The 18,572-nt window shown below is 64.0% G+C and carries 19 protein-coding genes; 12 read left to right on the plus strand and 7 right to left on the minus strand.

Going from position 1 to position 18,572, the window contains the following annotated elements; translation table 11 throughout:
* Positions 1–816 (plus strand): NAD(P)-dependent oxidoreductase (locus tag FJ960_RS10130; RefSeq protein WP_140713609.1); only part of this gene is annotated, 816 nt, incomplete at its 5' end.
* Positions 817–837: 21 nt separating this feature from the next.
* Here the strand turns inward: FJ960_RS10130 and FJ960_RS10135 are convergent.
* Positions 838–1,620 carry a FadR/GntR family transcriptional regulator gene (locus tag FJ960_RS10135; RefSeq protein ID WP_140713611.1) on the minus strand — a complete coding sequence of 261 codons (783 nt, stop codon included), beginning with the start codon at positions 1,618–1,620 and terminating at the stop codon, positions 838–840.
* Positions 1,621–1,806: 186 nt separating this feature from the next.
* Entirely contained in the window at positions 1,807–2,796 is a 990-nt protein-coding gene (locus FJ960_RS10140; protein ID WP_140502314.1) for a sugar-binding protein, read from the minus strand.
* Positions 2,797–3,245: 449 nt separating this feature from the next.
* Here FJ960_RS10140 and FJ960_RS10145 point away from each other — a divergent pair, with 449 nt between their 5' ends.
* The 11 genes from FJ960_RS10145 to FJ960_RS10195 all read left to right on the plus strand — a co-directional run bounded on the left by FJ960_RS10145 (position 3,246) and on the right by FJ960_RS10195 (position 13,468).
* Positions 3,246–3,989 carry an ATP-binding cassette domain-containing protein gene (locus tag FJ960_RS10145; protein ID WP_027141547.1) on the plus strand — a complete coding sequence of 248 codons (744 nt, stop codon included), beginning with the start codon at positions 3,246–3,248 and terminating at the stop codon, positions 3,987–3,989.
* Positions 3,990–4,041: 52 nt separating this feature from the next.
* Positions 4,042–5,040 (plus strand): ABC transporter permease, encoded by a 999-nt coding sequence (locus FJ960_RS10150; protein WP_140502312.1) that lies wholly within the window; start codon positions 4,042–4,044, stop codon positions 5,038–5,040.
* A 273-nt stretch (positions 5,041–5,313) separates the two neighbouring features.
* Complete coding sequence (locus FJ960_RS10155) at positions 5,314–6,141, plus strand: AraC family transcriptional regulator (protein WP_140713613.1); 828 nt, start codon at positions 5,314–5,316, stop codon at positions 6,139–6,141.
* 115 nt (positions 6,142–6,256) lie between these two features.
* Entirely contained in the window at positions 6,257–6,700 is a 444-nt protein-coding gene (locus FJ960_RS10160; protein ID WP_140713615.1) for an SRPBCC family protein, read from the plus strand.
* 11 nt (positions 6,701–6,711) lie between these two features.
* Positions 6,712–7,500 carry an FAD binding domain-containing protein gene (locus tag FJ960_RS10165; protein WP_140713617.1) on the plus strand — a complete coding sequence of 263 codons (789 nt, stop codon included), beginning with the start codon at positions 6,712–6,714 and terminating at the stop codon, positions 7,498–7,500.
* 54 nt (positions 7,501–7,554) lie between these two features.
* Entirely contained in the window at positions 7,555–8,037 is a 483-nt protein-coding gene (locus FJ960_RS10170) for a (2Fe-2S)-binding protein (RefSeq protein WP_140713618.1), read from the plus strand.
* 11 nt (positions 8,038–8,048) lie between these two features.
* On the plus strand, positions 8,049–9,416 hold the full coding sequence (locus FJ960_RS30150) for a xanthine dehydrogenase family protein molybdopterin-binding subunit (RefSeq protein ID WP_140713620.1): 1,368 nt from the start codon (positions 8,049–8,051) through the stop codon (positions 9,414–9,416).
* Between the two features lies 1 nt (position 9,417).
* The gene (locus FJ960_RS30155) at positions 9,418–10,422 is read left to right on the plus strand and encodes a molybdopterin cofactor-binding domain-containing protein (RefSeq protein WP_140502306.1); all 1,005 of its coding nucleotides are present in this window, start codon (positions 9,418–9,420) and stop codon (positions 10,420–10,422) included.
* 9 nt (positions 10,423–10,431) lie between these two features.
* Positions 10,432–11,313: a MoxR family ATPase gene (locus tag FJ960_RS10185; RefSeq protein ID WP_140713622.1), complete on the plus strand. Its 882-nt coding sequence runs from the start codon at positions 10,432–10,434 to the stop codon at positions 11,311–11,313.
* Between the two features lie 149 nt (positions 11,314–11,462).
* A complete protein-coding gene (locus tag FJ960_RS10190) occupies positions 11,463–12,581 on the plus strand; it encodes a VWA domain-containing protein (RefSeq protein WP_246672695.1) in 1,119 nt (372 codons plus the stop codon).
* A complete protein-coding gene (locus tag FJ960_RS10195; protein ID WP_181174198.1) occupies positions 12,581–13,468 on the plus strand; it encodes an amidohydrolase in 888 nt (295 codons plus the stop codon). Before FJ960_RS10190 ends, FJ960_RS10195 begins: the two co-directional genes overlap by 1 nt.
* A 48-nt stretch (positions 13,469–13,516) precedes the next feature.
* Here the strand turns inward: FJ960_RS10195 and FJ960_RS10200 are convergent, their stop codons facing one another.
* From FJ960_RS10200 to FJ960_RS10220, 5 genes are read right to left on the minus strand one after another with little or no spacing between them, the layout of a single operon-like run.
* Complete coding sequence (locus FJ960_RS10200) at positions 13,517–14,782, minus strand: ABC transporter substrate-binding protein (RefSeq protein WP_140713626.1); 1,266 nt, start codon at positions 14,780–14,782, stop codon at positions 13,517–13,519.
* 25 nt (positions 14,783–14,807) lie between these two features.
* On the minus strand, positions 14,808–15,638 hold the full coding sequence (locus tag FJ960_RS10205) for a carbohydrate ABC transporter permease (RefSeq protein ID WP_140713628.1): 831 nt from the start codon (positions 15,636–15,638) through the stop codon (positions 14,808–14,810).
* Complete coding sequence (locus FJ960_RS10210) at positions 15,635–16,558, minus strand: sugar ABC transporter permease (protein WP_140713630.1); 924 nt, start codon at positions 16,556–16,558, stop codon at positions 15,635–15,637. Before FJ960_RS10210 ends, FJ960_RS10205 begins: the two co-directional genes overlap by 4 nt.
* A complete protein-coding gene (locus FJ960_RS10215) occupies positions 16,551–17,708 on the minus strand; it encodes an ABC transporter ATP-binding protein (RefSeq protein ID WP_140713632.1) in 1,158 nt (385 codons plus the stop codon). The genes FJ960_RS10210 and FJ960_RS10215 overlap by 8 nt, the downstream gene beginning before the upstream one ends.
* Positions 17,705–18,541, minus strand: a complete 837-nt coding sequence (locus tag FJ960_RS10220; RefSeq protein ID WP_140713634.1) for a metallophosphoesterase — start codon at positions 18,539–18,541, stop codon at positions 17,705–17,707. The genes FJ960_RS10215 and FJ960_RS10220 overlap by 4 nt, the downstream gene beginning before the upstream one ends.
* Between the last annotated feature and the right edge of the window lie 31 nt (positions 18,542–18,572).

The following is an 18,572-nucleotide window of genomic DNA, read 5'->3' on the forward strand; positions in this document are numbered from 1 at the left end:
AAACCGGCGGATGTCTGTCGCGGCGGAGGCGCCCAGGTGGCATGGACCTCACGCGTCGTGGCGTCGGCATCCGATATCGTCTTCATCTGCGTCACCGGCTCGCGCGAGGTGGAGGCCATTATTCGCGGTCCCGGCGGCCTCAAGGAGGGGTTGAAGAAGGGGTCGGTCGTCGTCGACTGCTCCACCTCAGATCCGGTCTCGACGGTTGCACTTGCCGCAGAACTCAACGCGCTTGGCGTCGACTATGTCGACGCGCCGCTCAGCCGCACTCCGAAGGAAGCCTGGGAAGGCACGCTCGACGCCATGGTCGGCGCGCCCGACGCCGTCTTCGCCAGGGTCAAGCCGGTGATCGACACCTGGGCCGGCCGCATCGTCCATATCGGCGACACCGGTGACGGCCACCGCATGAAGCTGCTCAACAATTTCATCTCGCTGGGCTATGCCGCGATCTACTCCGAGGCATTGGCCCTGGCGGAGAAGGTCGGCATCTCGCCGCCGCGTTTCGACAGCGTCATCCGCAACGGCCGCATGGATTGCGGCTTCTACCAGACGTTCATGCGCTGGACGCTGGAAGGCGACCGCGACGCCCACAAATTCACCATCGCCAACGCCTTCAAGGACCTGACCTATCTGGAATCGATGGCCGGTGCGGCCGGCATCGCCAACCCGCTCGGCAACGCCACCAAGAACTCCTTCGCCGGCGCCCACGCAACCGGTCCGGCCGAGCAGTTCGTGCCGATGCTGGCCACGCACATCGCCAAAGTGAATGGCGTCGACCTGATGCCAATGAAGGACGGAAAGAAGCAGACGATCTGAGACCCGGACCGCCGGCGGGCCTTACCGCCGGCCCCTTCCGATCCCCTCATCGGTGTCGGCAAGCAGCTTGTGCACGGCGTTGCGCGCCGCCGCGGGCCGCTGCAGGCGGATGCTCTTCTCGATCGCCTCGTGCAGTTTCTGTGCCCGCCGCTGATCGCCAACCTGGCGCGTGGTGAAGACGAAGAGATGGTCGAGCGCCGATTCGATCAACACGCCGAGCGGCACCAGAAGGTCGTTGCCCGAGGCCCGCAGGATGGCGAGGTGGAAGCGCGTGTCGGCGCGGATGCGCTCGGGCAGGTTGGCCGCCTCGCCCATCTCGCGGCAGGCCAGGCTGATCTCGGCCATCTGCTCGTCGCTGCGCCGCATGGCGGCAAAGGCGGATGCTTCCGGTTCGATGATGTGGCGAAATTCCTGCACGGTGCGAAGGAACGCTTCGCGATCCGGCGCGGTCGCGTACCAGGCCAGCACGTCGCGGTCGAGCAGGTTCCAGCGCTCCTTCGGCTCGACCCAACTGCCGATCTTTGGCCGCGACGCCAAAAGGCTCTTGGCCATCAGCATCTTGATCGCCTCGCGCACCGCCGAACGGCTGACATTGAAGGTTTCGGCCCATTTGGCCTCATTGGGCAGGATGCTGCCAGGCGGATAGTCGCCGCGTACGATCCTGAGGCCAATCTCGCTGGCGAGCGAGGCATGGACGCTGGACCCGGGAAAGTGCGCCGCATCCGCCCTGCGCATGGCTGCCGGGTCGTGGCTGGCTTGCGCCTTGGCCCGGCCGGTTTTTTTCTTTGCCTTCTCGTCCGGCATCCACGTTCCAATAGGTCGGCCGCCAGTCACCCGGATTGATCCGAACCCGCGCGGCGCACCGATCCCGTTGCCGAAAATCCAAACCACTGACGCGTCAAAGCCGGGGCCCGATTGCCCCAACCATGGCGTCCTGTTGAAGAATTGAGGAAACGGGGCGCTCGTTGGCGAGCGCCCCGAAATCGCGGCCTACTTCTGGATGCAGGTGTCGACCGTGTCCTTGGTGCATTCGTCAAGACCGGTGAAGACCGGATCGTCAACCTTCTTGCCTTCGACCAAGTCGATCATCACCGATGGTGCCTTGTAGCCCATTTCGAAGGGCCGCTGGCCGACCAGCGCGGTGACAAGGCCGTCCCTGGCGATCGCCACCTCGTCGCCGATCGTGTCGGCGGCGCCGATGACGAAGTCGTTCTTGGCCAGCCGGTCCTTGAGCGGTTTGACCAGGTCGCGATAGGGCTGCGGCGCACCGAACAGCGGCCAGCCGCCCATGATGCCGAACGCGTCGAGCTTGGGGTTGGCGGCGAGGATGTCGGTCATCGCCTGAACGCCCTTGGCGCCATCGTCATTGGTGAACACCGGGCAGCCGGCGACTTCCGTCCAGCCGCCTTCGCCGGCAAGTGCCGTGAGGCCTTCCTTGCCCGTCAGCGCGTCGCGCATGCCTTGCGCGCGACGCAAGATGTTGTCGGCCGCCGGATTGCCCTCGATGGTGCAGATCGTGCCACCATTCGGCTTGGCCTTCTTGATGTACTCGCCGATCTTCTTGCCCATCAGGTAGTTGTCGGTGCCGAGATAGGTCTTGCGCAGTGCCGCGTCTTCCTTGGCGAGGTCGGCGTCGACGGTCATGATCGGGATCGACGGATTGGCGCTCTTGATCGTCTGTGCGATCAGTGGTGCGTTGGACGGCGAGATCGCCATCGCCACCGTGTCGGCCTTGCTCAGCATATCCTGCACGATCTGCGCCTCGCCGGCCTCGTCGGAAGTCGATGCCGGGCCGGTGTAGAAGCATTCATATTCCGAGCTGGCGTTTTCCTTGTTCCATTTCTCGCAGCCCTGGTGGATGGCTTCGAAGAATGGATTGTCGAGACCTTTCACCACGATGACGAGCTGCTTCTTGGCCAAAGCCGGCCCGGCGCCTAACGCCATGGCGGCGACGGCGGCGAGCAATACTGTTTTCCTCATGTCAGTCCTCCCTTTGCAACCAGACGGACACGGCGTGCCCGCCACACAAACCAGCCAGGATGCGAGATGACTGAGACGCGTGCGCCCATTCAATCCGGCCGGGCCGATAAGCATTTTCAGATGCGACCCTCCCAGCGACGACGCTGCATGATCGCCAAAACCTTCTTACCGCTGGCGCCGCCGAGGGCGTCGTCAAAGCCGGCATGTCCTCCTCCGACGCTCAACTAATAACGGCTTGCCGCCAACGTCAATGCTATTTGTCCTACAAAACGGATTTTTCAAAATTCGCACGGCACTATTCGTCTGACAATTGCCTGTTCGACAATTGACGCCCGCGACGCCATTCGCGTAAATGACCGCATCGCTGTCCCCGGGAGGAGCTGGGGAAAGCCAACGGAAGCTGTCGCCTGTCCGCGTGCGGATGGGCCAGGCATGGGAGGCAAAGACGGGTGGCGGTTCTCGAACTCACCAACATCTCGAAGCATTTCGGCGCCATCCAGGCGGTCAACGACGTGTCGCTGTCGATCGAACCGGGCCAGGTTGTCGGCCTGATGGGCGACAATGGCGCCGGCAAGTCGACGCTGGTCAAGATGATAGCCGGCAACTTCCGGCCGAGCCACGGCACGATGCGGATGGATGACAAGGAACTGATCCTGCACAAGCCGGTCGAGGCGCGCCAGCACGGCATCGAGATCGTCCACCAGGACCTGGCGCTCTGTAACAATCTGACGGCGGCGGCCAATGTCTATCTCGGGCGCGAATTGCGCCGTGGCGTCGGCCCGTTCCGCATCCTCGACTATGCCGCGATGTACAAGCGCGCCGGTCAGATCTTCGCCGAGTTGAAGTCCGAGACCCGCCCGCGCGACCTCGTCAAGCAGATGTCGGGCGGCCAGCGCCAGGCGGTGGCGATCGCCCGCACCATGCTGTCGCAGGCCAAGATCGTGCTGATGGACGAGCCGACGGCGGCGATCTCGGTGCGGCAGGTGGCCGAAGTGCTGAACCTCATCCGTCATCTGCGCGACCAGGGCATCGCGGTAGTGCTGATCAGCCACCGTATGCCCGACGTCTTCGACGTCGCCGACCGCGTCATCGTCATGCGGCGCGGCAGGAAGGTCGCCGACAAGGCGATCGCGTTGAGTTCGCCCGAGGAAGTCACCGGGCTGATCACCGGCGCCATCGAGCAGGTGGCATGACAATGGCGACCCCGGATTTCACCGCGCATCGGAAGCGCAGGAAAGGTCTATAATGGCAGTCACCCTTGACCAGACGATCGCGCAGAAGCAGCACAGCTTCCTGTCGCGCCTGTTCTCCAGCCAGACTTTCTGGGTGGTGATCGCCGTCATCCTGGCCTGTATTTTCCTGTCCTTCGCCACCGACGCCTTCGCCACCTCGAAGAACCTCTACAACATCACCCGCAACATCACCTTCGTCGCCATCGTCGCGCTCGGCATGACTTTCGTCATCATCACCGGCGGCATCGATTTGTCGGTCGGCTCGGTGCTGTGCCTGTGCTCGATGGTGCTGGCCGTCACCATGCATGCCGGCTATTCGATCGAGATCGGCATTCTGGCTTCGATCGCCACCGCGCTCGTCATCGGCGCCTTCAACGGCATTTTTATCGCCTATCTGGGCTTTCCGCCCTTCGTAGTGACGCTCGGTATGCTGTCGATCGCCCGCAGCCTCGCCATGGTCGCCTCCAACAACACCGTCGTCTTCCAGTTCGGGCCGGACCACGACAAGCTGCTGGCGCTTGGCGGCGGCGCCTGGGTGTTCGGCATCGCCAATCCGGTGCTCTACATGATCCTGCTGGCGCTGATCACCGGTTTCATCCTGCGCTGGACGAAGTTCGGCCGCCATATTTTCGCCATTGGCGGCAACGAGCACGCCGCGACGCTGACCGGCGTGCCGGTGCGCCAGATCAAGGTCGCCGTCTACATGATCTCGGCGCTGTCGGCCGGCATTGCCGGCATCATCGAGACCGGCTGGCTCGGCGCCGTCACCACCAATCTCGGCAACGGCATGGAACTGCAAGTGATCGCCGCCACCGTCATCGGTGGCGCCAATCTCGCCGGCGGCGTCGGCACCGCCTTTGGCGCCATCGTCGGTGCTGCCCTCATCGAGGTGATCCGCAACAGCCTTGGCCTGCTTGGCATCAACGCCTTCTGGCAAGGCACCTTCATCGGCGGCGCCATCCTGCTGGCGGTTTTGTTCGACCGCATCCGCAATTTCAGGCGCAGCGATTAGCGCTGCATCCACCTTCCCCCCCTTGTGGGGGAAGGTGGCCTCGCGAAGCGAGGTCGGATGAGGGGTGTTCCAGGGAATACCAACGCCTCACTCCGCTGGAACACCGCGCTGGAGCGCTATTCCTTTCGCCTCCTATCGCTCAGTCTGAAAATCCGTCGCCAAGAACCCTTGCGAGCGCACGCCCCGGGCCCGTAGCTTGACGCGAGCCAGCCCTCAGCCGCACAATCCTCCTGCAGGCGAAGGGAGGCCAGTCGCTTGCGGGAGGATATACCCATGACGGAAGCGATCAGGCTCTACTGGGGCCGGTTCGGACATGTCTCTGTCCTGAATGTCGCGAGCGACTTCGTCACCCATGCCCATGTCGAGGCACATCTGATCATCTGGCTCGAAGGCACCGCCGGCGAGATGACAATCGGCCGCGAGACGGTCCGCCTCGGCCCGGGCACCGCCGCCGGCATCAACTCGCTCCAGCCGCATAGCCACGTCCTGTCCCAGGATGGCAGGCCGGGCCTGTTCCTGGCCTTCTACATCGACCCGGACTGGGCGCGCCGGCGCCGCGACCTGCCATCCAGCGCGCCGCTGTTCTCGCAGGCGGCGATCGCGCTCGAACCATGGCTGCACCAGGCCGCCGCCAGCCTGCTCGACCATCTCACCGACAATGAAAGCGTCGACGATGTCGCCAATTACGAGATCGAGCGCTTCATCGACTCAGTGCTCGATGCCGCCGACGCTTCGGCACCGCAGGAGGCGCGCGGCCGCATAAACACGATGCAGGATTTCCGCGTCCGCAAGGCGATCCAGCTGATGAAGGCCAATGTCTGCGAGCGGATCTCCTTCGATGACGTCGCCCGCGCCGTTGGCCTGTCCAGGCCGCATTTCTTCGCCTTGTTCAAGGAACAGACCAATCTGACGCCCAACGTCTACTGGAACACGCTGCGCATGGAGGAAGCGGTGCGGCAGCTGCAATGGTCGCGGGAGCCGCTGATCTCTGTCGCCTGCAATCTCGGCTTCACCACGCAAGGCAATTTCTCGCGCTTCTTCCGCGATCATGTCGGAGTGCCGCCGACGCTCTACCGCGAGGCCGCGCGGGCGACGGCCTGAACCGGCAGCCATCTGTTTTTCAGACTGGTTGATACACGCTCAAGACGCATTGATAAACGCTGCCCGCTCTGGCGCCCTACCCTTGCCGCAACGATCATTCGGAAGGGAACATTTTATGGCGAAAGTCACCGTCTCCAGCGTCATCGACGCGCCGGTCGAAAAGGTTTGGGCGCGCATACGCGACTTCAACGGCCTGCCGGGCTGGCATCCGCGCATGGTCGAAAGCCATATCGAAGACGGCGAGGATTCCACCACGATTGGCTGCGTGCGCAACTTCCAGCTCGCCAGCGGCGCCCGCCTGCGCGAAAAACTGGTCGATTTTTCGGATGACGATTTCCTGGTCAGCTATTCCATCCTGGAAACACCGCAGCCGCTCACCAACCACAAGGCGACGCTGCAGCTCAGGCGCGTCACCGACGGCAACCGCACCTATGCCGAATGGACCGCCAGCTTCGACGCGGCCCCGGAGGAAGCCGACAAGCTGGCCGAGGGCATGGGTACCAATGTTTTTCAAGGCGGCTTCAATGCATTGAAGAGCCATTTCGCCGGCCAGAGCTGAAGGAGCGGGCCATGGCGCTGGCATTGCAGACATTCTCGACGGTGAAGGACGCGGATGCCGCCCTGAAGTCCGCCGGCACGCGCTATCTCGGCGGGGGTACACTCGTGGTCCGCGCGGCCAATGAAGGCGATGTCTCGGTCTCCGGCCTTGTCAGGTCGACCGACCCGGCGCTGTCGGCCATCGCGGTCAGCGGCGGTAAGGTCCGCATCGGCGCCTCGGTGACCATGGCGGAGATCGGCGGCCATCCGGAACTCGGCACCCTTGCCAAGGCCGCCCGCGCAGTCGGCGGCCCGGCGATCCGTAACATGGCGACCGTCGGCGGCAATCTGTTCGCGCCGGCGCCCTATGGTGATTTCGCCGTCGCCCTGCTGGCGCTCGATGCTACGGTCGGCACCGATGAGGGCGAAACGCCCATCGAGACCTTCCTGGCCGGACGGGACGATAGTCGCGCCATCGTCACGTCGGTCAGTTTCACGAAGGCTGACAGCTTCCGCTTCCTCAAAGTGTCGCGGGTCAAGCCCAAGGGGGTCGCGGTGCTCAGCATCGCGGTCGTTCTGGAACAGGCTGAAGACGGGACCGTGTCCTCGGCGCGGATCGCGCTCAGCTGCATGGCCGATCGGCCGATGCGTGCCAAGGCAGCGGAAAAGGCGCTGCTCGGCAGGACGCTCGATCCGGACGGCGTCGCGGCAGCGCTGGCCGCCGCCACCAAAGGCACCGCGCCCATCACCGATCCCATCGCCAGCGCCTGGTATCGCGCTGAAGTCCTGCCGGTCCATCTCGGCAGGCTGTTGCTCAGCTAATCACACGTGGGGGGCGCACGCTTGCCCTGCGGGGCAGGCGCGCAAGGAGGAAGAATGGCAAAGGTTCCGGTTCAATTCACGCTCAACGGGTCTGAAAAGGCCGAATTCATCGACAGCGCCACGACGTTGCTCAATGCCTTGCGCGACAAGATTGGCGACACCTCGCCGAAGGGCGGCTGCCACCAGGGCACGTGCGGCGCCTGCTCCGTTATTATCGACGGCGAGTTGAGGCTCTCCTGCCTGACGCTGGCCGAGACCTGCAATGGTGCAACGATCACCACCACGTCGGGCCTTGCCGAAGGCGGCGTGCTGCACCCGCTGCAACGGGCTTTTCTCGACACATTCGCTACCCAATGCGGCTTCTGCACGCCGGGCATGATCATGGCGGCCAAGGTGCTGCTCGACCACACCCCCAATCCCAGCCGCGAGGACGTCGTCGAGGCGCTGTCTGGGAACGTCTGCCGTTGCACCGGCTACGAGCCGATCATCCAGGCGGTGCTCGCCGCCGCCCGCGCCAATTCGCAGAACGCGGCTTGAGGGACCAAAGAATGGAACTGCGCAAGAGCTACTTCGCCGATGTCCGCAAGGACGATCTGCACGAGATCGGCCAGCCCCGGCCACGCTCGGATTCGCCCGGCCACGTCACCGGCAGAACCGCCTATTTCGCCGACCGTAATTTCCCCGGCATGCTGCACCTCAAGATGGTGCGCAGCCCGCACCACCATGCCCGCATCCGCTCGATCGACACCTCCGAGGCCAAAAAACACCCAGGCGTTATCAAGGTGCTGACGGCCAAGGACGTGCCGCACAATGTCTACACCATCCTGATCCTCATCCAGGTCGGACCGGAGGACGAGACGGTGCTGGCCGACGGCAAGGTGCGCTGGAAGGGCGAGGCCGTGGTGGCGGTGCTGGCCGAAACCGAGCGTGCCGCCCAGGAAGCGGCCGCCAAGGTCAAGGTCGACTATGAGGTGCTGCCCGCCGTCTTCGACATGGAAGAAGCACTGAAGCCCGGCGCGCCCATCGTCAACGAATATCACGGCCAGAACTATTACCTCTATGACAGCGGCGCGTGCCGCAAGGTGCGCTTCGGCGATGTCGAGGCGGGCTTTGCTCAAGCCGATCACGTGCTGGAGCAAAGCTATCAGTCCTCGCCGATCGAGCACGCGCCGACCGAGACCACCGGCTGCGTGGTGGCGCCTGAAGGCAATGACCGCTTCACCTGCTACACCAACACGCAGGCGATGTTCTTCACCCTCGACAACACATCGATCATCCTGCAGATGCCGGGCAGCAAGCTGCATTTCGTCGGCGGCACTGTCGGCGGCGGTTTCGGCGGCAAGGTCGATGTCATCGTCGAGCCGATCGCCATCCTCGGCGCAAAATTAACCGGGCGACCGGTCTGTTTTATCTACAGCCGCGAGGAGGAGATGCAGATTTCATCGCCCCGCGCGGCCGAAAAAGTCGTCATCAAGGACGGCGTCATGAAGGACGGCCGTATCGTCGCGCGGAAAGTCACAGGCTACACCGATGCCGGCGCCTACTCCCGCCACTCGCCCTATGGCGCGCAGAAGGGGGCGGGCCATTATCCCGGTCCCTACACCATCCCGAATGTCTGGATCGACACCTACTGCGTTTATACCAACCGCACGCCGTCATCGGCCATGCGCGGCTTCGGCGTCACCATCGGCGACTTCGCGCTGGAGGTGCAGATGGACAAGCTGGCCCGGCTGATCGGCATGGACCCGCTCGAATTCCGTTTCATCAACGCCTATCGCGACGGCGACATGAAGGCGCATCGCCAGCCGACGGAGGGCGCGGGGCTGATCGAGTGCATGCAGGAAGCCTCGCGCGTCGCCAACTGGCCGGTCGCGGAGAAATACATGGCGATGTCCTCCTACAAGAACGGAGCTTGAGATGGCGATCAGGCGCGGACGCGGCGTCGCCGCGATCAACTATCCCACCGGCATGAACCTTGGCGGCGACCCGACCCAGGCGCTGGTGCATTCGACCCCGACCGGCAATTTCATGGTGACGCTGTCGTCGGTCGATCTCGGCCAGGGCATGAAGCAGATCATGGCGCAGATCTGCGCAGAGACGATCGGCGTACCGACCGACCGCGTCGTTGTCGACACCGCCGACACCGATACCGGCCCGCATTGCATGGGCACCTTCGCCTCGCGCGGCACCCACCGCGCCGGCAATGCCGTCATCCAGGCCGCCAGGGAAGCCCGCCAGGTGATGCTGGAAGTGGCGGCCGAAGAGCTGGAGGTGAACGCGTCAGACCTCGAAACCGACGGCCAGGGCAACGTGCTGGTCAAGGGCGCGCCGCAGAAATCCATCTCGATCTTCGATGTCGCGCTGTCGGCGCATTTCAAGCGCGGCCGCTCGATCTCCGGCCGCGGCATGTTTTTGATCCCGCGCTCCTATCCGGAGAAGGAAACCGGCGCGATGAAGCCATCGACCTGCTACGCTCATGCCTGCACGGTCGCAGAAGTCGAGGTCGACGACGAGACCGGCGAAGTCACGGTGCTCACCGTCAAGAACGTCTTCGAGATTGGCCGCGCGCTGAACCCGAAAATGGTCGAGCAGCAGCTGGTCGGCGGCTCCTGGATGGGCATCAGCCACGCGCTTTACGAAACGACCGAGCCCTATTATCCCAACCGCGACCATGGCGGCACCGACTTCAACCAGTATCTGATGCCTGGCCCCGGCGACCTCGCCGAGACCGAGATCATCGTGCTGGAGCGTCCCTCGGCCGACGGACCGTATGGCGCCAAGGGGCCAGGCGAAATGTGCGCCAACCCGCAAATACCAGCGGTTGCCAATGCCGTCTTCGACGCCGTCGGCGTGCGCATCGACACGCTGCCGATCACGCCCGAGCGCATTTTGCGCGCGCTGAAGGCGCAGGCTTCCAACTGAGTGCTGAGAATGCCCGATGTGAACACCGAGACTGTCGCGACCTCGCCGGAGGCGGTGGCACAGCATCTCGCCGCCTCGCGCTATCTGGCCGACGACAGCCTCGCCACCGCCATCTTCCTTGCCATCCGGCTCGGCAAGCCGCTGCTGCTCGAAGGCGCGCCGGGCGTCGGCAAGACGGAAGCTGCCAAGGCGATCGCCGAACTGATCGGCCGAGATCTGGTGCGTCTGCAATGTTACGAAGGCATCGACGCCGCGCACGCGCTCTATGAGTGGAATTATCAGCGCCAACTGCTCGCCATCCGCCATGCCGGCGAGCATGAGATCGACATCTATGACGACCGTTTCCTCATTGCCCGGCCGCTGCTGCAGGTGTTGAAGGCGCCGCAGCAACGCGTGCTTTTGGTCGATGAGATCGACCGCTCGGACCATGAATTCGAGGCGCTGCTGCTGGAATTCCTGTCCGACTTCCAGATCAGCATTCCCGAGCGCGGCACCATCCGCGCCGAGGCACAGCCAATCGTCATCCTGACCTCGAACCGCACCCGCGAACTTGCCGAGGCGCTGCGTCGCCGCTGCGTCTATCACTGGATCGGCTATCCCGACGCCGAACGCGAGGCCGCCATCATCATGCTGCGCGCCGGCAATGTCGCGCAGGCCACCGCACGCGCCGTGGCGACAGCGGTGCAGACCATCCGAGCTCGCCCGCTGGCCAAACCCCCCGGCATCGCCGAGGCGGTCGAATGGGCGAACGCGGCCACCATTCTTGAAAAAGGCGGCAGCCCGTGGCCGGAAGCCTTCCGCCGCGCCATCGGCGTGCTGATCAAAGACGAGGAAGACCTCTCCTACATCGCGCCCGAGCTTGGCAGCATCGTCGAGGAGGCGCTGGCGTGAGCCGTGACCTCAACGATCCCTTCTCCCCGTTCACGGGGAGAAGGTGCCCCGAAGGGGCGGATGAGGGGCAGCGCCATGATGGGCAGAAGGTGGCGCCGCCCCTCACCTGCCCGCCGGCATCCTCTCCCCGTAAACGGGGCGAAACAAGCTTGCCCCGTGCCGCCGCACCCTTCCTCGGCTTCGCCCGGCTGCTGCGTCGCTACGGTTTCGCCATCGCCCCCGAACAAGTCTCCGGCTTCATGCAGGCGGTGACATTGCTTGGACCACGCTCGATGGCGGATATCCGCGAAGCAGCACTGGCCACCCTGGCGCCGCCACCTGACCGTCGCGACGAATTCGAGGCGCATTTCCAGAGCCATTTTTATGGCGACACATCAGCCGTGGTGGAAGGCGACGCCGACGAGGAAACCCGCATCAAGGATGATGGCGGCGCCGACGACGAGCGGATCGAGGCCGAGGAGCGACAGGAAGGCGGTGAGCTTTCCTCGGCGCTGGAGCAGTTGAGCAGCCGCGACTTCCAGCGCGACGGCGACAGGCTGACCGTCTTTCGCCGCCGACTGTCGAGCGCCTTGCCCGCGCGCCGCTCCTTCCGCATGGTGCGCACTCATTCGCGCGGCAAGCTCGACCTGCGCCGCTCGCTCAGGGAAATCGTCAGCGCCGATGGCGATATCCCCTCGCCCTTGTTGCGCCGCCGCCAGACAGTGCCGCGCAAGCTGCTGATCCTCATCGACGTCTCAGGCTCGATGAAGCTTCACACGGCTGACTACCTCAAGCTCGCGCATGCCGCCGCGCAGGGCGCTGACCGGGCGGAAATCTTCACCTTCGGCACGCGTCTGACCCGCATCACATCAGCATTGCGCATCAGCGACTGCGACCAGGCGCTGGCGCGCGCGGCCGCCCAGGTCGACGACTGGGACGGCGGCACCCGCATGGGACCGACGCTGCTGGCTTTTCTGTCGGTGCCGCGCTTTTCGTCCTTCGCGCGCGGTGCGGCAGTGGTCATCCTCTCGGACGCGCTGGAGCGCGGCGACCATGCCGAACTGGAGACGGCGATGCGCCGGCTGAGCGCCCGCGCCTTCCGGCTGTCGCTGGCGACACCTCTGGCCGGCGACCCGCGCTTCCAGCCGGCAACGGCGGCGCTTCGCGCTATCCTGCCAGTGCTCGACGATCTGGTGGACGGCTCGTCGGTGAACAGCCTCACCGATTTCATCCTGTCGCTCGCCCGCCCCGCCCCACGGGCGGCGACACTCTGGAAAAGGGTATCGTGATGCAGAAAGTCATCGACGCGCATTTCCACATCTGGCGCCAGCAGGATCAGCCCTGGCTGGTCGGGCCGATGGTGCCGCGCATCTTCGGCCCCTACGAGCCGATCCGCCGCGATTATCCGATCGAGGAGTTTCTCGCCGACCAGCAGGGTTCGGGTGTCGAGAAGGCCGTCTATGTCCAGACCAACTGGGCCAAGGAGGATTTCGAAAAGGAAGTCGCCTTCCTGCAGAAAACGGCCGACGAGACAGGCTGGCCGCACGCCATCGTCGGCTACACCGACATGACGGTGGACGATATCAGGCCCCAGATCGACCGCTTGAAAAAGTATCCGCTGCTGCGCGGCGTGCGCATGCAACTGCATTGGCACGAGACGCCGGCCTTCCGCTTCGCTGCCTCGGCCGATCAGGTCATCGATCCAAAAGTACGCGCCAATGTCGCTCGGCTGAAAGACTACGGCCTGTCCTTCGACCTGCAGCTCTTTCCCGCCCAGATGAAAGACGGGCTGACGCTGGTCGGAGAAAATCCAGAGACCAATTTCATCCTCACCCACGCCGGCATGCTGACCGGCATGGACGCGGAAACCACCGAAGCCTGGAAGGCCGGCCTGCGCACGCTGTCGGCGGCGCCGAACTTCTACGCCAAGCTGTCCGGTCTGGGCACCTTCGTCCACCGCAACGACCCGGCGCTGATCGGCTATATCGTCGACAACGCGATCGAGATATTAGGCGCGGATCGCCTGATGTTCGGCTCGAACTTCCCCATCGAGAAACTCTGGACCAGCCACGCCGAGTTGATCATGGCGCATCGCGATGCCGTGGCAAAGCATGGTGCGGCCGCCGAGGCGGATATCTTCTGGAACACGGCGGAGCGTGTCTACCGGCCGGTTTGATCGCCCGGGACCGCCGCGCCATTGGCGCGGCGATACCCTGCACAGCCCTTACTGCGTCGGCAGCATGCCTTCGACATCGCTTGCCGCGTCAGTGAGCGCTTCCTTCGGGGTCGCCGACTGGTCGACGATCCGCGACAGGTTGTCGACGATGGTCTGCGTCACCTTCACACCGTTGGTGCCCGGGAAAGCATACCACGGTATCATCCGCGGCATCTGGCTGAGCCCGGCCTGGAAGAGCGGGTTCTTCTTGTAGAAATCGCCGAGATATTCCGGCGATTTCGCCGCGAGCTCATTGTTGGGGACATAGCCCGTGCCGGGCACGACGACCGACGCGCCGTAAGGACCAGCGGCGAATTTCGCGAACTTCCAGGCGGCGTCCTGCTTTGCCGCATCCTTGGTCAGGATGACCACGGCGTTGCCGCCGGTCGGAAGATGGCCGTTGATTGGATCGATCAGCGGGATCTTGGCCGTGCGCAGCGTGAACTTGTCACCGACATTCTTGATGGTGTTGACCAGGGCGCCGGTGGTCTGGAACTCGAAGCCGACTTTGCCGGCCGCGAAAGCCTGCTCGCCCGCCGGCTTGGTGAAGACCGGCATGCCGCCCTCCTTCACCATCCGCTGCAGGATTTCCATTGCCTTCTCGCCCTCCGGCCCGTTGAAGGCGACCTTGCTTTCGTCCTCGTTCAGCATCTTTCCGCCAGCGCCGAACAGCAGCGCCGAAAACATCCAGTCGTCGCCCTGCCAGCGGAAATCGATGCCGTCGACGCCATTGCCGAGCGCCTTGATCTTGCCGCCGAGCGCGATCACCTCGTCCCAGGTCTTGGGCGGATTGTCCGGATCGCCGCCGGCGGCTTTCACCAGGTCGGCATTGTAGTACATGATGGGGTTCGAGGTGGCGAAGGCGAGGCCGACCTGCTTGCCGTTGACCTGCGCCAACTTCAGGATCGTGTCGGAGAAGCCGAGCTCCGCCATGTTGCCATCCTTCTTGACCAGCGGGCCAAGATCGACGGCAACATCGCGTTCGTTGAGCATCCGCAGGCGGTTGAGTCCGATGAAGGTGATGTCGGGCATTTCGTCGGTGCCGGCCTGGCGAAGGATGGTCTGGATGCCTTCCTCGTAGGTGGCGGACGGGCTGGCGAACTGGATCTTGATTTCAGGATTTTCTTCCATGAACTTCTTCGAGATCGTGTCCATCACGTTCTTGAAGAAGCCGGGCATCGGGTAATGAACCGTCAGCGTCGTGTCGGCATAGGCCGGAAGGGCGAACGCCAGCGAAACCGCCGCCGCTGCGAGAATCCTGGGAAGTTGCTTCATATGCTCGTGCTCCTGTTCGAACCGGTCAGCCTTTGAGACCGGTCATGGTGATGCCTTCGACGAAGCGCTTCTGTGCGAACAGGAAGGCGACGACGAGTGGAAGGGTGATGATCAGCGTGGCGGCCATCAGCGCGCCATAGTCGTCGCCTGCCTCGGCGGCGCGGAAATACATCAGGCCGAGCGGCGGCGTGGCGTAGGCCTGCTTGCTGACGACGATCAGCGGCCAGTAGAGATCGTTCCAGTGCGCGACCACCGAGAAGATCGCGAACGCGGTGACGGCCGGCCAGGCGTTGGGGACGATGACGCGCGCGACGATGCCGAGTTCGGACATGCCGTCGAGCCGCGCCGCGTGGATGAGGTCGTCGGGCATGGCGCGGAAGAACTGCAGGAACATGAAGATCGCGAACACCGAGATGGTGAACGGCGCCACCAGCGAGGTGTAGCTGTTGAGCAGCGACATCCTATCGAAGGCGACGTAGAGCGGCAGCGCCGTGGCATGGATCGGCACCAGCAGGCCGAGCATGACCAGCACCATCATCAGCCGAGCGGCGCGGAACTTCAGCTTAGCCATGGCGTAGGCGCAAGGAATGGCGACCAGCACCTGGAAGAAGAAGATCAGGCCGCAGACGACAACGCCGTTCCACAGCAGCGTTGCCATCGGCACCTTGTTCAGCGCCTTGGCGAAATTCTCGCCGAAGTAGAAATGCTCGGGGATGAGCGACAGCGACGAGGTGAAGATGTCGCTCTGCGTCTTGCCCGCGGTCGAGATCATGAAAATGTAAGGCGCAAGGATCATCAGCGCGCCGAGCGAAAGCAGGGCGAAACGGACGATGCGGCCGGTCGGGATACTGGTCATGTGTAATGCACCCGCCGGTCGAGCACGCGATATTGGAGGAGCATCAGCACGACGAGGATCGCCAGGAAGACGACCGTCATCGCCGAGGCATAGCCGACGCGCAGATAGACGAAACCTTCCTGGTAGATGGTGAACAGCAGCACTTCGGAGGCTTTGTTAGGCCCGCCGTCGGTCAGCATCTTCACAGTCTCGAAGACCTTCACCGCATTGGTGATGCTGATGGTGACGACAAACAGCGTCGTCGGCCCGAGCATCGGCCAGGTGACCAGGAAGAACCGGTCGAGCGCCGATTTCGCGCCGTCGACATGTGCGGCGGCATAGAGTTCGCGCGGGATCGCCGTCAGGCCCGCCAGGAACAACACCATGTTGAAGCCCACCGACTGCCAGACGCCGATGATCGACAGGCTGTAGAGCACGGTGCTCGAGGCGCCGAGCCAGTTCGGACCGGGAATGCCGGCGAGCGCAAGCAGCGCGTTGAGTGGTCCGATCGTCGGATGGAAGAGGTACTGCCAGACAGTCGCCATGGCGACGATCAGCGAAGCCACAGGCAGGAAATAGACGGTACGGAAGAAGCCGCGCGCGCGCGGTTCGCCTTCGATCAGCAAGGCAACGCCGAGACCGAGCACGATCGAGACCGGTGCCACGATCGCGGTATAGACTGACGTGTTCCACAGCGATCTGCGGAAGGTGCGGTCGGTCAGGAGATGCGCGTAGTTCTCGAAGCCGACCAGGCGAAATTTGCCATAGCCGAGCTCGAAATCGGTGAAGGCGAGAAAAATAACGGCAATCACCGGCAGCAGCACTAACAGCAGCAAAAGCACGATCGCGGGAGCCGCCAGCAGCCAGGCAGTGCGATCTTCGCTGCGCCTGTGGAGGGCCGCGGCGCTCGGGACATTGCCCGCCAGCGCGATACTAGACATAGGCCGGCTCCTGGCGTGCGGGCGCGGCACTCGCCGTACGCAGCCGCCTTCCCTCCGGCCCGAACACCATGGCCTGCTCGGGTGACAGAAGGACACCCACCGGCATTCCCGCGATCAAGTCCTTCGCCTCGTGCGGTGCCAGCTTGGTGATGACATTGTCGCCGGTCACGTCGAGCCGGCAGTGGGCAACGACCTCCGATCCGAGGAATTCCAGACGCTCAATCCGCCCGGCAAGGCCGCTCCGCCCGCTGGGAGACAGTTTGACGAATTCAGGCCGGATGCCGAGGCTGACAGCGCCATTCGCCACCTTCTCCAGCAAGGCCAGCCGGATGCCCATGAAATCGACACGGCCGTTTTCGGCGCGTGCCGGTATGATGTTGATCCTCGGCTGGCCGACAAAGCGCGCAACCTCGATATGGGCGGGATCGTTGTAGATCGCTTCGGGCGCGGCCAGCTGCAGCAGGTTGCCGCCAATCATCACCGCCACGCGATCGGCCATCGAAAGCGCTTCGGCCTGGTCATGCGTCACATAGAGCGTCGGCACGCCGGCGCGGCGGTGCAGTTCCACGATCTCGCCGCGGGCATGGACGCGCAGATTGGCGTCGAGATTGGAAAGCGGCTCATCCATCAGGAAGATGCTGGGGTGGCGCACCATGGCGCGTGCCAAGGCCACGCGCTGCCGCTGCCCGCCCGACATCTGTCCCGGCTTGCGGTCGATCAGATGGTCGATCTTCAGCACCGTCGCCATCTCGCGGACATCGCGCGAAATGCCGGCGCGGATCTCTTTCTGGCCCGGCAGGACCGAGCCGACCAGCGGCAGCCGCTGCGTCCGGCTCAGCCGCTTCATGGCCAGCGGGACCGCGATGTTCTGGCCGGCCGTCAGATGCGGATAGAGCGCGTAGGACTGGAACACCATGGCGATGTTGCGATCGGCCGCGGCGACCGCCGACATGTCCTTGCCGCCGACGAAAATCTCGCCGCTGTCAGCATGATCAAGCCCCGCCAGAATGCGCAGCAAGGTGCTTTTGCCGCAGCCCGAGGGGCCGACCAAAGCGATGAACTCGCCTGCTTCGACGTCGAGGCTGACGCCGTTCAGGACGGCGTTGCCGCCAAAGGACTTGTTCAGATCGCGAAGCGAGAGCGCGCTCATGATGCGACCTTCCCGCGGACCTTGTGCGCCTCGTGCGGGTAGACTTCCTCAACCACGTCATCGAGGACATGGACGCTCATGCCTTGGATCGCGACGATCTCACTGGTGACTGTGTCGCCGAATTCATGCACGACCGCGCCGAGCAGCCGCTCGCCCGGCATGTCGCGCTCCATGTCGCCGACGACGAAGGCCGCCGAAGGCCCCCATACCAGCGCGGTGCTTTCGTATTTGCCTTGCCATGCCCGGTGCAGGTGACCGCTGGCGAACAATGCAACATCATGGGAACCGATCAGGTCATAAAGACGCTGCCGCTGCGTCGGCCGAACGCTCCAGTAACCGGTGTCGCCCTCACCCGGCTCATCGATGAACAACGGCTTGTGGGCAAAGAGCGCGATGCGACGGCCGCCGCGGCTTTCCAGCACAGTCCGCAACCATTCGAACTGGGCCTCTTCCTCGGCATCATCAAAGCCCATCAGCAGGCTGTCGAGGCCGATAAATCGCCAGTTTCCAGCGTCCTCCATCCAGTAATCGGGACCGACCAGCCGGCGCCAGCGCTCGAGGCGTTCCGCATTGACCGGCTGCAACGAGCCTGGCAGATGGCCGACATCGTGATTGCCAGGCACGAGCAGCATCGGGACCGAAATCTCCCGCATCAGCTCCATGCAGAAGCTGATGTCGGCATCCTTGTCGGCGCCATCGACGCTGAGGTCGCCGGTGTGGATGACGAGATCGGCGCCGTTTTGCGCGATCCACGCGGCCAGCGGCTCCCAATTGCCGTTGAAATGCGGCTTGCTCGGGCTGAAATGGGTATCGGTGATCTGGACGATTTTCATGCCGGCTCCACTGCGAGAGCCGGCTGCCGGA

The organism is Mesorhizobium sp. B2-3-11 (assembly GCF_006442215.1).
GTDB classification, from domain to species: Bacteria; Pseudomonadota; Alphaproteobacteria; order Rhizobiales; family Rhizobiaceae; genus Mesorhizobium; species Mesorhizobium salmacidum.

Coding starts and splice junctions, on each gene's coding strand:
- FJ960_RS10140 (WP_140502314.1), bottom strand. CDS start 2,796: ATGAGGAAAACAGTATTGCTCGCCGCCGTCGCCGCCATGGCGTTAGGC.
- FJ960_RS10160 (WP_140713615.1), top strand. CDS start 6,257: ATGGCGAAAGTCACCGTCTCCAGCGTCATCGACGCGCCGGTCGAAAAG.
- FJ960_RS10185 (WP_140713622.1), top strand. CDS start 10,432: ATGCCCGATGTGAACACCGAGACTGTCGCGACCTCGCCGGAGGCGGTG.
- FJ960_RS10220 (WP_140713634.1), bottom strand. CDS start 18,541: ATGAAAATCGTCCAGATCACCGATACCCATTTCAGCCCGAGCAAGCCG.
- FJ960_RS30155 (WP_140502306.1), top strand. CDS start 9,418: ATGGCGATCAGGCGCGGACGCGGCGTCGCCGCGATCAACTATCCCACC.
- FJ960_RS10210 (WP_140713630.1), bottom strand. CDS start 16,558: ATGTCTAGTATCGCGCTGGCGGGCAATGTCCCGAGCGCCGCGGCCCTC.
- FJ960_RS10200 (WP_140713626.1), bottom strand. CDS start 14,782: ATGAAGCAACTTCCCAGGATTCTCGCAGCGGCGGCGGTTTCGCTGGCG.
- FJ960_RS30150 (WP_140713620.1), top strand. CDS start 8,049: ATGGAACTGCGCAAGAGCTACTTCGCCGATGTCCGCAAGGACGATCTG.
- FJ960_RS10170 (WP_140713618.1), top strand. CDS start 7,555: ATGGCAAAGGTTCCGGTTCAATTCACGCTCAACGGGTCTGAAAAGGCC.
- FJ960_RS10135 (WP_140713611.1), bottom strand. CDS start 1,620: ATGCCGGACGAGAAGGCAAAGAAAAAAACCGGCCGGGCCAAGGCGCAA.
- FJ960_RS10215 (WP_140713632.1), bottom strand. CDS start 17,708: ATGAGCGCGCTCTCGCTTCGCGATCTGAACAAGTCCTTTGGCGGCAAC.
- FJ960_RS10165 (WP_140713617.1), top strand. CDS start 6,712: ATGGCGCTGGCATTGCAGACATTCTCGACGGTGAAGGACGCGGATGCC.
- FJ960_RS10155 (WP_140713613.1), top strand. CDS start 5,314: ATGACGGAAGCGATCAGGCTCTACTGGGGCCGGTTCGGACATGTCTCT.
- FJ960_RS10205 (WP_140713628.1), bottom strand. CDS start 15,638: ATGACCAGTATCCCGACCGGCCGCATCGTCCGTTTCGCCCTGCTTTCG.
- FJ960_RS10195 (WP_181174198.1), top strand. CDS start 12,581: ATGCAGAAAGTCATCGACGCGCATTTCCACATCTGGCGCCAGCAGGAT.
- FJ960_RS10150 (WP_140502312.1), top strand. CDS start 4,042: ATGGCAGTCACCCTTGACCAGACGATCGCGCAGAAGCAGCACAGCTTC.